At 51.2% G+C, this 13,966-nt stretch carries 12 protein-coding genes; 8 read left to right on the forward strand and 4 right to left on the reverse strand.

Annotation, left to right across the window (positions count from 1 at the left end; translation table 11 throughout):
* Positions 1–39: 39 nt before the first annotated feature.
* Positions 40–3,708, reverse strand: coding sequence for a DNA polymerase III subunit alpha (locus KQI_RS0122280; RefSeq protein ID WP_010349087.1), 3,669 nt, complete (start codon positions 3,706–3,708; stop codon positions 40–42).
* A 138-nt stretch (positions 3,709–3,846) separates the two neighbouring features.
* On the opposite strand from KQI_RS0122280, the gene KQI_RS0122285 reads away from it, so the two are divergent.
* Both KQI_RS0122285 and KQI_RS0122290 read left to right on the forward strand, forming a co-directional pair.
* Entirely contained in the window at positions 3,847–4,176 is a 330-nt protein-coding gene (locus tag KQI_RS0122285; protein ID WP_010349088.1) for a YtrH family sporulation protein, read from the forward strand.
* A 12-nt stretch (positions 4,177–4,188) separates the two neighbouring features.
* Positions 4,189–4,686 carry a sporulation membrane protein YtrI gene (locus KQI_RS0122290; protein ID WP_010349089.1) on the forward strand — a complete coding sequence of 166 codons (498 nt, stop codon included), beginning with the start codon at positions 4,189–4,191 and terminating at the stop codon, positions 4,684–4,686.
* A 44-nt stretch (positions 4,687–4,730) separates the two neighbouring features.
* Here KQI_RS0122290 and KQI_RS0122295 read toward each other — a convergent pair whose 3' ends face one another.
* From KQI_RS0122295 to KQI_RS0122305, 3 genes are all read right to left on the reverse strand, one after another.
* On the reverse strand, positions 4,731–6,065 hold the full coding sequence (locus KQI_RS0122295; RefSeq protein WP_010349090.1) for a DRTGG domain-containing protein: 1,335 nt from the start codon (positions 6,063–6,065) through the stop codon (positions 4,731–4,733).
* Positions 6,066–6,266: 201 nt separating this feature from the next.
* Complete coding sequence (locus KQI_RS0122300; protein ID WP_010349091.1) at positions 6,267–6,551, reverse strand: hypothetical protein; 285 nt, start codon at positions 6,549–6,551, stop codon at positions 6,267–6,269.
* A gap of 72 nt (positions 6,552–6,623) precedes the next feature.
* Positions 6,624–6,968: a YlbF/YmcA family competence regulator gene (locus tag KQI_RS0122305; RefSeq protein ID WP_010349092.1), complete on the reverse strand. Its 345-nt coding sequence runs from the start codon at positions 6,966–6,968 to the stop codon at positions 6,624–6,626.
* A gap of 162 nt (positions 6,969–7,130) precedes the next feature.
* Between KQI_RS0122305 and KQI_RS0122310 the strand changes: the two genes are divergently transcribed.
* From KQI_RS0122310 to KQI_RS0122335, 6 genes are read left to right on the forward strand one after another with little or no spacing between them, the layout of a single operon-like run.
* A complete protein-coding gene (locus tag KQI_RS0122310; RefSeq protein ID WP_010349093.1) occupies positions 7,131–8,501 on the forward strand; it encodes a YheC/YheD family endospore coat-associated protein in 1,371 nt (456 codons plus the stop codon).
* Positions 8,502–8,544: 43 nt separating this feature from the next.
* Complete coding sequence (locus tag KQI_RS0122315; RefSeq protein WP_010349094.1) at positions 8,545–9,699, forward strand: YheC/YheD family endospore coat-associated protein; 1,155 nt, start codon at positions 8,545–8,547, stop codon at positions 9,697–9,699.
* A 12-nt stretch (positions 9,700–9,711) separates the two neighbouring features.
* Positions 9,712–11,082 (forward strand): YheC/YheD family endospore coat-associated protein, encoded by a 1,371-nt coding sequence (locus KQI_RS0122320; protein WP_010349096.1) that lies wholly within the window; start codon positions 9,712–9,714, stop codon positions 11,080–11,082.
* On the forward strand, positions 11,079–12,188 hold the full coding sequence (locus KQI_RS0122325; RefSeq protein WP_010349098.1) for a YheC/YheD family endospore coat-associated protein: 1,110 nt from the start codon (positions 11,079–11,081) through the stop codon (positions 12,186–12,188). Before KQI_RS0122320 ends, KQI_RS0122325 begins: the two co-directional genes overlap by 4 nt.
* A 16-nt stretch (positions 12,189–12,204) precedes the next feature.
* Positions 12,205–12,720 (forward strand): GNAT family protein, encoded by a 516-nt coding sequence (locus KQI_RS0122330; protein WP_010349099.1) that lies wholly within the window; start codon positions 12,205–12,207, stop codon positions 12,718–12,720.
* Positions 12,702–13,928 (forward strand): YheC/YheD family endospore coat-associated protein, encoded by a 1,227-nt coding sequence (locus tag KQI_RS0122335; RefSeq protein WP_010349100.1) that lies wholly within the window; start codon positions 12,702–12,704, stop codon positions 13,926–13,928. The genes KQI_RS0122330 and KQI_RS0122335 overlap by 19 nt, the downstream gene beginning before the upstream one ends.
* Positions 13,929–13,966: the final 38 nt, after the last annotated feature.

The raw sequence follows: 13,966 nt of genomic DNA on the forward strand, positions 1-13,966 counted from the left end.
ATGCGAGAGGGAAGGAAAATGTTCATTAAAGCATGTCCGTCATTTGACTTTCACCGTGCCTTCCCCCAGCATGGACTCCATTCGATCAAAAAGCTGGGGCGAAGGCTTGATGCTGTAGGCATCGCTCAAGGCCAGCAAACGCTGGCTGCTCTCATAAAACAGTACGGTAGGCAACGCACCGGGATGCTCCTGCAGCAGCGCCTTGAGGCTAACCAGCAAGCTGGCGTCCTCCTCAGCCTGGCGGGTGATTTTGACAAACACCCGCTGACGGGCCTCCCGTTCCGGGCTGAGCGGAGCCGGGGCCTGCCCGCCGTGAGCCGCTTCGGCGTTGCGTGGTGAAGCACCCGTGGCGGAGCTAGTCGGCTTGGGCTGCGACGAAGCAGGCGTTGCGGCTGTCGACGGCACGCGCTGCGCTACCCCGCCGGGGAAGCCAGCGGAAGAGCCAGCCGCTGGCACGGATGTTCCGGCTGCAGCGGACGGACGCGTCACGGTACGTCGACGCTGGAGAAGCCGTGCCAGCGAATCCTCCGCTAGCGGCGCGGTCTCATCTGCGAGGAGCTTAAAGTGCTCGTCCTGCTGCTGCATTTTGGCACGTAGCGCCAGCAGCGCCCCCTTTTCAATCCACTGCTGGCTTCGCTTCCACACCTCAGGGAACAACACAACCTCGCAGCGCTCAATCTGATCCTCCAATTCAATGAAGGCCATGGCCTTGCCCTGCTTGGTCGTAATCGTCTTGAGCGACACAACCATGCCCGCGGTCACAACAACCGTTTCATCGGGTACATCACCCAGCTCCATCAGACGATCCGCCTGGCTGCTTTCCAGCAACGGCTCAAAATCGTCCAGCGGATGCCCCGACAAATACAGTCCCAGCAGCTCACGTTCCAGCTCCAGCTGCTGGCCGGCGCTGAACCTCGGTACATCAGGATATTCGATATCCCAGTTGGGCATTTCCACAAAACCAAACATATCAATTTGCAGGTCGTCACGTTCCTTGCGCCACTTGACGGCTGCATCTACGGTTTCATCCAGCATGGCTAGCAGCTGTGCCCGGTGACCTGTCAGCGAGTCAAAGGCCCCCGCCTGAATGAGCGATTCAATGACTCTCTTATTGCACACCCGCAGATCCACACGTCGGCAAAAATCGAGCAGACTGTCAAATGGCCGTTCCTTGCGAACAGCGAGAATGCTTTCCATCGCCTGTGTGCCGACATTTTTAATGGCAGCCAGTCCGAAGCGGATGTCGCCCTGCGGCAAGGGGGTGAACAGCACGCCGCTTTCGTTCACATCAGGCGGCAGCACCGCTATGTTCATACGGCGGCATTCAACGACATATTCCGCCACTTTCCGGTGGCTTCCCATCACGGCTGTCAGCATGGAAGCCATGAATTGCACCGGATAATGAGCCTTGAGATAAGCCGTCTGGAATGCCAGCACCCCATAAGCAGCCGCATGGGCACGCGGGAAGCCGTAGTCAGCAAAACGGACAATCATATCATAAACCCTTCCGGCTTCCTCCTCTGTGTAACCCTGCTTGATACTGCCTTCCACAAAATGACCACGCTCCAAATCCAGCACTTCGCGCTTTTTCTTGGACACGGCGCGGCGCAGCAGATCGGCTTCTCCCAGGGAAAAGCCCGCCATGCGCGAAGCAATCTGCATGATTTGCTCCTGATACACAATAATGCCGTACGTATCCTTCAAGATCGGTTCAAGATCAGGATGCGGATAAGTAATCTCAATCTGTCCATGCTTGGCCTGAATAAAGTTAGGAATAAAGCCCATCGGGCCCGGTCGATACAAAGCTAGTACAGAAATAATATCCTCGAAGACACTCGGCTTCAAATCCTTGAGTACCCGGCGTACCCCAGCCGACTCCAGCTGGAATACACCGCCTGTGTCCCCTCTGCCTAGCAAATCATAGGTATGAGGATCATGATCAGGGATTTGGCTAAAATCAAGCATTCCTCCATGCTCTTCCGCAATCCAGCGCATACACCTTTCAATAATGGAGAGCGTACGCAATCCGAGGAAATCCATTTTGAGCAAACCGATTCGCTCCAGATTTTCCATCGAGTATTGCGTCAAAGGAACCCCTTCGCTCCCCTCCTGAAGCGGAACCGCATCGGTCAATGGAGTCCGCGAAATGACGACACCCGCCGCATGGGTCGAAGCATGACGAGGCATCCCTTCTACTTTGATCGCCATATCCAGCAGCTCACGTGTCTTGGGCTTCGTTTCATATAGCGCCTTCAGCTCCGGGGTAATTTCCAGCGCATGACGGATATTGATACCGAGCTGTGCCGGAATCAGCTTGGCCGCCTTGTCCACCTCGCCATACGGTACGTTCAGCACACGCCCGACATCACGGACTGCGGCCCTTGCAGCCAGCGTTCCAAAGGTAATGATTTGCGCGACATGCTCGTTTCCGTATTTCTGAACTACATAGTCGATAACCTCGTCACGCCGTTCGTCACTAAAATCAATATCTATATCCGGCATACTGACCCGCTCGGGGTTCAGAAACCGTTCAAAGAGCAGGTTGTATTTTATCGGATCAACATTCGTGATGTTAAGTACATAAGCAACCAAGCTGCCCGCTGAGGAGCCCCGCCCAGGTCCAGTTGCAATCTTCTGCTGATGAGCGAAAGCAATAAAATCCCATACGATCAGGAAATAATCGCTAAAGCCCATGCTGTTAATCGTATTCAATTCATAGTTCAGCCGTTGGTCCAGCCTTTCCCGTTCCTCCGGCTGGTCCCATGCGGGATCGCCTCCGTAGCGACGCTCCAGCCCTTGCTCACACAAACTGCGCAAATAGGAAGAAGAATTCATGCCTTCCGGCAGCGGGCGATATTCAGGCAAAATGGATTGACCGAATTCCAGCTCCAGCTCGCATTGTTCAGCAATACGTACCGTATTGGCGATGGCTTCGGCCACATGCGGAAACAAACGGGCCATATCCTCCTGGCTTTTCAGATACAGCTGACGTGTGGGGATACGCAAGCGTTCCTCGTCGTCAACCGTCTTGCCAGTCCCGATACAGATCAGAACGTCTTGAACGTCCGCATCCGGCTCGGACAGATAATGCACGTCATTCGTCGCCACCAGTGGAATACCCAATTCCTTTGCCAGCGCAATCAAAAGAGGATTTACACGCTTTTGCTCCGACAGACCGTGATCCTGCAGCTCCAGATAAAAATCATCACCAAAGATGCTCCGGTAACGTTCCGCCGCCCGTCTGGCCTCGGCTTCCCGGCCATGCAGCAAATGCTGCGGTACTTCACCGCCCAGACACGCGCTCAGGCATATGATGCCTTCATGATGGGCAGCCAGCACTTCCATGTCGATGCGCGGCTTGTAGTGAAAGCCCTCCAAATGGCCAATAGAGCACAGCTTCATCAGATTTTGATAGCCTGTTTTATTTTTGGCGAGCAAAATTAAATGATATATGGGCTGGTCCTTTCGACTTCCGCGCTCCTTGCGCGAACCCGCTGTAATATAGGCCTCACACCCGATAATCGGCTTAATGCCGTTTTCAACACATGCTCTATAAAAAGGAATAGCGCCGTACATGACCCCGTGGTCCGTAAGGGCAAGCGCCTTCATTCCGTAAGCCGAAGCCTGTTTGACCAACTCCGCGGTACGAGCCGCGCCGTCCAGCAGACTATACTCGCTGTGAACATGCAAATGCACAAATGAACTCATGCGCTTCTCTTCCTTTCACCGCTGGTTTTTCTTCAAACTATTTTATCATATCCGCGTTAGTAGCGCCCATACAATAAAAGTACAGACCCCGGGCGGACAAGCGCAGGTCTGATGTATATACTCAAGGAGGAAAAGAGCATGAGCACTTTTATATCCAAAGCGATACTCGATTTCTTCATCGCCTTCGGCATCGTGCTCGGGGGAGCCATGCTCGGCGGAATGGGAGCGGTGATAGCTCTTCAGCCGCCTACCCAGACGATGCTGGATGTTGCCGGAAGAATAAAAATATGGGCGCTTGCCGCTGCTGTAGGGGGGACGATGGACCCGATCCGGGTCATCGAGAGCAATATGATAGATGGCAATCTATCACCTGCCATTAAGCAAATCCTGTATTTGATTTTCGCCTTTTTGGGCGCTCATATGGGCACAGAGCTGGTCAAATGGGTGTGCGGAAACGGACGTCCGTGAGGTGGAAAGATCATGAGAGTACCTCCTTTCGAGCGCCTGCGCCCTTTTATGCAACTATCCTCGGTTTTTGTGCTCGGTATGATTGTCGGGGGGATGGTCTACAATGCCATTTGGCATGTCAGCTTCAATGAGCTGTGGAAAAACAATCAGGATCTTCAATTCCAGCTCCAGCAGGCTCAGGAGGACAACAAAACACTACGCAAATACAGCAATCGCCAAACCGTTGTCAAAGAAATCAAGCTGATCGCGGAGGAAACGTCTGCTGCAAAAATAGACTCCATTAACCTGAAAGAGCTCCTTCGCCGCGTCATTCGGGATTTGGAGGTGCTGCGCGGCAGAGATATGTTCGAGATTGACTCCGACAGCAAGCTGGTACGCATGCTGCTGAATCAAAAAAAATACACCGTTCGTGACAAGGAATATACAATCCAGGTCAAAACGATGCTTGTGATGGAAGGTGTGCTGCAAATTTGGCTGGAGGCAAAGGAAAAGCTTCCCGAAAGTCACTAAGCCCATTTTTTTCATGCCCCACTCTCCGCTCCAATCCATTGGCGTTATCCGTGTTCAATGGATTGAAGCGCCATTACCGCCTTGCAGACCAAATAATTTTCCCGCAAAATGGAAATTTCCAGCTTGCAGGTGCGACGACTCATTTCAAGCAGCAACGGACGCAGGACGACTGCATCCTCAATCTGTACGGGCCGGATAAAATAAGTCATCAAATTGTCGAGCACATAATCCTTGCCGCTCATGTCTCTTGCCGCCCGATAACCCGCTTGTGTCATGACGTTAACCAGTACGCCTTCCGAGATTGTACCCAAATGGGTCGCCATCTGCGGAATGATAAAGCCGCGAAAAAATAACGAGCCGTCCTCATTGCGCTCCTCGGCAAACCCGTTCCAGATCAACTGGTCGAACGTCTCGCCAAGTTGTGGCTGCTTTTGAGCATTGCGCAGCGCCTCCAGCACCTCACGCCGTGTAACAGACCCTAACAGCTTGCGGTTGCGATCCACAACGGGTAGGTAATCCACACCTTCCCACGCCATCATCTGCGCGGCCGAGGCCAGCGAAGTCTGATAGGTGACCGTAACCGGATTACGGATCAGACATTTCTCCATCGTATGCTCCGGCTGGAGTCCTTCCACATCCTTGCGGCTGACGATGCCTATTAAACGATTCCATTCATCCACAATGGCAAAACGATGCTGACCGGTCGACTTTGAAAGCTCTTCAAATTCAGTGAGCGTACTGTTGATTTTCAACGTTAGCGTTTTTGGTTTACCTGCCGCTATATCTTCAATCAGCATAATTTTCTTTTTGATCAAGCGGTCGAATATCGCTCTATTAATCATGGAAGCGACGGTAAAAGTATCGTGGCGCGAGGAAATAATCGGCAGACTGATATGGTCAGCTAGCTGCTTGACCTCCCTGCTCGTACCAAATCCCCCTGTAATCAGCACGCCTGCTCCCTGCTCCAGTGCAAGAGAATGCGCATCCTCCCGGTTACCTACAATCAGCAAGCTGCCTGCGTCAATGTAACGGGCCATAGCCTCTTCACGCATCGCCCCGATGACATATTTGTGCAGAGGCTTTTCCAGCCCCTCGCTTCCGCCCAGCACATGTCCTTCCACGATATTCACGACATCTGCAAAGGTCAACTGCTCGGACAAACCGCGCGGACGCTTTTCCACCCGTACCGTTCCGATCCGTTCCTTGGTAATGACAATTCCCAGGTTTTCCGCTTCCTTCACAGCGCGATAAGCCGTTCCTTCACTGACGCTCATCTCTTTAGCCAGCCTGCGTACAGAAATTTTGGAGCCTATTTTCAACTGCTCGATATGACGCAATAACTGCTCATGTTTCGTAACTGCTTCATCCAGCCCGTCCAACTCTGTTACACCCCCAACGTTCAATCTGTATCATTCTGTATCTATTATAGCACAAAATTCCTTTATTTTAGACCTTTGTTCATTTGGATACCGCTGTCTCGGAAATTGCAAAAAGCGATCCCCGATTTTACAAAGGACCGCTTCTTAACCGTGCTTGATGTGTGACAATGGAGCAGGCTCAGGACAATCAATGCGAAAAGCTCACAGCATGCTGCTTTTGTCCGTTTTATGATCCCACTTCATCTGCCACTGCTGCATTTTGGCCCGCCGCACACGCTCCAGCATTTTGCGCTTTTCCTCATCCACACCCAGTAAAAAATGCAGGTTCGCGCCGATGATAAGCAACGCAAAAAGTACCCATACGATACCAAAACCGTTAACCCAGTTCAAACCACCTGCAAGCGAGATACGCGGCAACGCAACAAACACCATAGCCAGCGCAATCAGAGTGTACAAACCGTGTTTCCATTTTTTAAGAGAACCCAATCGTATCCCTTCCTCTCCCTGTGACTCTATGTATCTAGTCTATGAGAGGACAGGAAGGAATATGAGACAAACTTACATTGACGAGCCGTACAAATGCTGAAGGCTGTCTGAAATAATTTTGTTGACGTCCTCAATGATCACGCTCAGGCGGCGTTCGGCGTCGAACAGACGACGGATGTTGAGGTTCAGACTAAGGACCTCGAACAGCTTTTCCATCTTTTCCATCTCTTCCTGTGCCGGCATATCGCCGCTCATCATCCGCTGCTGAACTTCCATTTGACGCTGACGGAAATCATCCAGCATTTGCTTGGCTTCCGGGTCGGTTTCAATCAGCTTCATCGCTGATGTAATTTCCTCTACCTCTTTGCTTTCTTTCAATGCTTTTGCTAAATCATGGGCTTTGTCATAGATATTCATGATTGTTCAGTCCTCCAATACAAGTATAGTGTTAACATTTCACATTGTCCGTCAATCACCAAGGAATATATGTCCTCATATGATGAATCAGTGCTATTACAGCCCATTTACGTTTCCCGTTACTTTCAAGACATCAAGTTGCTGCCCGGAAGGAGATCCACGATGTCCATCAAAAAAACAACGATTCAAATCATCGGATCGGGCATCTTGCAGGATGACGTACTCATGGTCGGCGAGTCCTTGCTTCGCAAATGGAAAATATCCGCAGGCCACCCCGTTCAGCTCGCCTTCGGTTCGTTCCGCCAAGAGGTTACCGTCATTTCGGTACCCCGCTACAGCGGCCTACGTGTAGGAAGCGTGCTGGCCCGTAAAATGGGTATTCATGCCAATTGCAAGCTGCGAGTAACCTACAGCCGAGGCCGCCGGACACTTCGAGTGGGCCCGCTTATTAGCGTGCTGGTCAGCCGGGACTATCCCGAACAGCCTGATAAGCCTTTCGGGTCGATCACCCTGTTCTGCCATGAACTGGTCGGGGAATGTCGTAGACAAGGAGCATATGTGTATTTTTTCACCCCGGAGCATATCGGAAGCCAGCCCGGTCGGGTTCAGGGATGGGTGTACGACGGAAGCTGGAAAAAGGCTGTCATGCCCGCTGGCGATGTCGTCAATAACCGGCTTACCTCCCGTAAACTCGAGAACAGAACTAGCGTACAGCATTTCATGAAAGAAGTAAAATCGCAGTACGACACGATCATTTTCAATGAAAAGTTTTTGGATAAGAATGAAGTGTTTGACGCGCTTAAATCTAACGCTTCCCTGCGCAAGTATTTACCCGAGTCCCACTTGCTGCAAACCTTTGCCGTATTCAAAAAAATGTGTAACCAGTATCCCGCCGTTTTTCTTAAGCCGGTTCGTGGGAGCCTGGGCAAAGGCATCATGCGCATTAACAAGCAAACGGACGGTACCTTTTCCGTGCTGTCCACGACAGCGGGGGCACCCCGAAAGAAGACGTATGCCAATGTCGACAAGCTGTACAAAGGCTTGGGGGGAAAAATGAAAACAACACGTTTTCAGCTCCAGCAGGGACTTACTCTGATTGATCACGGTAAGCGCCCGGTCGACTTTCGTGCGCTCGTGCAGAAGAATTCAACCGGGGCCTGGTCGGTGACATCCATTGTCGCCCGGATTGCCGGAGGGAGCCACTTTGTGTCCAATCTGGCGCGAGGCGGTACGCTGAGCACGGTCAAAGAAGCGCTGGCTAAAACGGCACTGCCCGCGACCATCAAATCAAATGGCCTCCTCTCTCTCAAGACAGCAGCACTGAATATCGCAAGCGGAGTTGAGAAGGCCATTCCCGCCCATTTCGCGGAGCTTGGCATTGATCTGGCCATTGACAGCACGGGGCGCATCTGGCTGCTGGAAGTCAACTCCAAGCCGTCAAAAAATGACAATACACCATTAAATGATCAGAAAACCCGTCCATCCGTGAAAAAAATGATTGAATACTGCTGTTATTCAGCCGGTTTCAAATGAATCCCTCTCTTTCAGGGTCCGGCTGCCAAAGGAGCTGTTGTCGGTGTCTCTTGTCGTGCCAGGCACGCTGGGCGTGCTCGTTAGCCGGAATCAGTCCGCCATTCCACCCATTACCGAGGCCGAATATTGCCGCAGGCTAAGTATATTGGGCAGGCGTTCTGGTCTCAGCGTAATGGCGTTTACCGCCGAAGGAGTTTCACCTGAAAAGCATTCTATACGAGGTTATGCTTATCATAACGGAGTTTGGACATCCGGTCGCTTTCCCCTGCCGGATATTGTGTATAACCGCTGTCTCCATGTCCATGAGGGCCAGAATGTCGGACACACACTGGAAGAAATGGCGGAGCAGAAATCGCGCAAGCTTCTCTACTGGTCGCGCAACTTGCCTGGCAAATGGCAGGTGTACCGCGTTCTGCACAAGGTAGATGAAGTGCGTCCCTTTGTCCCGCCTACGACACCTTACCGGGATACGGCCCAGCTTATGGAGTGGCTGCGACGCCATTCGGGGCTGTTTATGAAGCCACAGGCCGGAACGCACGGCAAGGGTACACTGTATCTCCGTCTGGCGGAAGGAGACCGGGGGCTGCTCATACAAGGCAGAGACTCCCGAAATCGCCCGTTCCGGCATTTGTTTTCCGATCTGGATGCAGGGTTGTCATGGATCAACGGAATTACAGACCAACGCGCCTACATCGTGCAGCCTTATTTGAAATTAACGAGTCAAAGCGGCCGTCCCTTTGATGTTCGCGCACTTATGCAAAAGGATGGCCACGGCTGTTGGCGCCTGACGGGCTTTGCCGTGAGAGAAGGCAGGAAAGGAACGCTGACCTCCAATCTGCACGGTGGAGGCGAAGCGCATCCGGCAGAGCCTTACCTTCGTGAACAATTTGGCGCGGACAGCACGCGTCTCATCATCGGACAGATGATGAAGCTGTCCCAGACCATTACCGGGGCGCTGGAGGAACGATATGGCCGCCTTGGCGAGCTGGGAATTGATTATGGTATTGATCGGGACGGGAACATCTGGCTATTGGAGGTTAATTCCCGGCCTGGTCGGGCTTCCTTTTTTCAGATCCGCCAGCCAAAGTGCGCTTTTCGGGCGATCAACCGCCCGCTCGAGTATGCCCGATATTTAATAACCCAATCCAAAACGACGGGGCTACAGGGCATGAACGCCTCCCTTGAACATACGGTATAGGAGGATAAACAGATGAGTTTAACGCATTGCAATGTGCATTTCTCACAGCAGCCCGACAAGGTAGCTTATATATCCACTGCCTTGTTGAAAAGCCTTAAATTATCCGGAGCCAAGTCCATTCGTCTGCGGCTTGGTAAGGATCAGATTCCCGCCACAGTGAAACCGATTCAGAAGGCGGGGCGTCATCTATACTTGACCTCCGGTTTGCGTAATGCAATCCGTGTTCCCAAAAGTGGGTCCATCTATTTGCGAAATCTGGACGGTGATATACAGCTAGGTCCGCTGATTGGAGTACTGTCTGACGGCACCTCCTCCTCCACCCGCCCTTTTGGATCACGCACAGGCTTTATTAAGCAGCTGCTGAAGGAAGGCAGCAATAAATCTTATATTTTTGCCTTCACTCCGCGGGATATCAACTGGCAAAATGATACGATTAATGGCTATTTTCTATCATCCAACGGGGATTTTACACGTAAAATCGTACCTCTGCCGGATGTGATTTATAATCGTTTACCGAGCCGTCGCTCTGATTTCTCCCCAGCGATCAATCAGCTACGCGAGCGGTTTTCCCGCAGACGAATTCCCTTCTTTAACTGGAGCTTTTTCAATAAATCAGATATCTATCATCTGCTGGAAAGTAATCCGGAAGTCAACCGCTATGTCCCTGAATCGTATATGAATCCCAGCTCAGAACGAATCCGAGGCATGCTGGAGCGTCATCAATTTGCTTATTACAAGCCAAGTGGAGGCAGTCTCGGCAAAGGGATTTACCGTCTTTCCCATGTTCCCAAACAAGGCTATTTTGTGAGGTATCGCAAAAAAAATAGCAATGTATTATTGCGCTTCACATCTTTTAATTCTATGCTCCGTATGCTTCAGTCCAATCGAGGCCAGACGTTAAAAGGCTACCTCATTCAGCAAGGAATTCAGCTGATCGAGATTGACAATTGCCCGATTGATTTCCGGTTTCATATGCACAAGAACGGCAATAACCAATGGGTCGTCGTCGGAATTGGAGCCAAAAAATCCGGACGTGGCAGTGTCACAACTCATATTAAAAACGGCGGCTCCCTGATGACACCGGAGCAAGCGCTGGACCGGGTATTCGGCGACCGGGCGGGCGAGGTGCTACAACGTGCCAAGAATGTAGCGATTACGCTCGCAGAAGCCATTGAGTACCATCATCAACATCTGCTGGGTGAAATCGGCTTCGATCTGGGCATTGATCAGGATGAAAAGGTATGGATGTTTGAAGCCAACTCCAAGCCCGGTCGATCCATTTTCCAACATCCATCGTTGCGTGCGGAGGGTAAAGCATCCGTGGAGCATATTTTGGACCACTGCCTTTACCTCAGTAAGTTCCGCAGAAAAGAGGAACTATGAATACCCGGGCGGAGCAAAAACCAGTCGTTGCTGTATTGACCGTTCACGACGACGAACAATTTTTCAAGGGGAATCAGCGTAATTTCAAGGATATCCTTGAAACGGGAACACGGATGGGTTATCAGGTGTACATCGTTACCGTCAGAGACCTGAAACTGCCAGCTGAAACGGTCAAGGGCTATATCTTCAACAAAAGCTTACAGACTTGGGAGGAACAAATTTTCCCGGTTCCGCAGGTCATTTATAATCGCATCCCAAACCGCAAATATGAACTTAAAACCTCTGTGCGCACAAAACTGGAAGAAATTTCACATACTTCTGGCATTGAGCTGTACAATCCGAGCTTTTTTAACAAATGGGAACTGTTCAAATGGCTCCGCACCTCGGAATCCACACGGCAGTTCGTTCCCGCAACCAAACGGTTAAGCGATCTGCCTGCCTTGGGGAAGATGCTCTCTGCGTTTCCATACCTGTATCTCAAGCCGGAAAATGGCAAGGCCGGAAAGGGGATTATGATTCTTAAATTTCGGCCAGAGTATCTAATGGCCTACAGGCTGACGATTCAGCATGACAAAAAAAGCGTAACCTACAAATCCGTGTCGCTATCCAGGCTGTGGGGACGTATCCGCCGGGAAGCAGGTAATTCGCCTTATATCATTCAACAGGGGATTGAACTGGCAACTTATCAGAAAAAACCGTTTGACCTGCGTATCCTGGTACAAAAAAATGCCCATGGTTCGTGGAGCATTACCGGAGTCGGCGCCAGACTGGCGGGTAAAGGAAGCATTACGACACATGTTCCGCGTGGTGGAAGTGTGGAGGACCCGTTCCATCTCCTCTCCTCCCTGTTTGGTCCTGAGGGCAGCACGGATTTGCTGAACAAAATTAAAAGCACGGCCATTCAGATTGCACGTCAAATTGAACGCGCATCCGGCCTTTCCCACGGCGAAATGTCTATGGATTTGGGTGTGGATACAAATGGAACTCTCTGGTTTTTTGAAGCCAATGCCAAACCAATGAAATTCGACGAGCCGGAAATCCGTCAAAAATCGCTAAGACGCATATTCCAGTACAGCTCCTATTTGGCTGGGCGAATGAAATCATGATCAAGGAAGTGGAATCATGCCGCAAATTAGTGATGTTCATCATATGCCCACCCGAAGCTGGCTGCTGAGACGACGACAGTTACTGTTTCTCGCCCGCAGTTCAGGCGGCATGCGCATTACTCGCAATGCTCTGCGGCAGTTAGCCGTTTTAACGCCGGAGCAATTGAACAATCCCGGCTCCTCTCTCCTGTGCGCTTATGTGCGCACAGAGAAGGGCTTGCGGATTGCGGGATTTTCCCTCGCTTTGAATTACGGGAAGGATGCATGCATCGTGATCGTTCGTCCGCTTTACCGGGGCCGCAGACTGGGCGCTAGACTGCTGTCCGCCCAGCTCAAACAGTTGCACCGCCTGACGTGCAGCGTAGCCGCCGACAATATAGCCAGTCTCAAAACCTGTTTTCGAGCCGGACTTGTTGCGAATGAAATGACGACTGGACCGACCGGAAAACCCACGCTAATATTTCGTGGGGAGCTATCCGAAGATAAGCAGACGGCAGAGGAAGGTGGAATGCTGTGCCAAAACCTGTCCTAGGCATCATGACCTTGTATTTGAACAACAAGAAGCATTTGGAGGAGCGCGACATTTATGAGCGCATGATTACAGAAGGTAAAAGACTGGGACTGGATACGTATGTATTTACTCCAGCAGATGTCCATAAGGATCGCAAGCTTCTCCATGCCCAAATCTATGATCCACACAGCGGAAAATGGACCCTGAAATGGAGGGAATTCCCGGATATGATTTTCGACCGTTGCCGGGTACAGCGCAGTGAGCGGTATCTTCAATTGAAGCAGTTTCGATTGCGATATACAGACCTCGTCTATTTAAACCGACCGCTGAGTAACAAATGGGCCATTCACCAGCAGCTTGCGAAAAAGGCTGCCTTTCGCCCCCATCTGCCTGCAACAGAGCTATTCAATGGATTTCATAGTGTAAAGCGAATGCTCAAGCAGAATTCACCGGTATACCTCAAACCGATTAACGGTACGGGGGGGCGCGGTATTTTACGCATTGAGCCTGTTAACAGGCAAGGGGGCCTGTATCTGGTTGAGGGCCGCAATCTCAAGCGTCGCATTATTCCCCAGCAACGGGTACGCCTGGACCGTCTGGAGCCACGTTTAAGAAGATGGAACATGGATAACTACATCGTTCAGGAAGGCATTCCTATACAGCTGCCGAATGGCAGGGTCCATGATTACCGCATGCTGGTACAGAAAAATAGCCACGGAGTATGGGAATTAACCGGATGCGCCGGACGGATCGGGGCACATCGAAGCGTCACTTCCAACCTCCATGGCGGAGGCAAGGCGGTACCGATGAACCAACTGCTGACTCAATGGATTCGTGATGAAGACCATAGAGAGAAAATCATCAAGCAAGGGGAAAAGCTCGGACTGGATATTGCTGCTTACCTGGAGAAGAGCTACGGAGCATTGTGTGAGCTTGCGCTTGATCTGGCAATCAACAGGGATGGTCAAATTTACGTGCTGGAGGTCAATCCAAAGCCAGCCCGCGAGGTATTTTCACGTATTGGTGAAAAAGAGACCTATCGCCGTGCCATCGCCAGGCCCATGGAATACGCCTTGTGGGTCTACCACACACGAATTAATCCAAAGCCGCAGACGGATAACAAAACAGAAGATAAAGCAGAGATTAAAACAGAGATTAAAACAGAGATTAAAACAGAGATTAAAACAGAGATTAAAACAGAGAATAAGGCAAAGGAAGGCTCCGCGTAAAGTGGCTGCCTTCCTTTTTTTTGTTGTCTGCCCGACAT

This window comes from Paenibacillus peoriae KCTC 3763, from assembly GCF_000236805.1.
Taxonomy (GTDB): Bacteria; Bacillota; Bacilli; order Paenibacillales; family Paenibacillaceae; genus Paenibacillus; species Paenibacillus peoriae.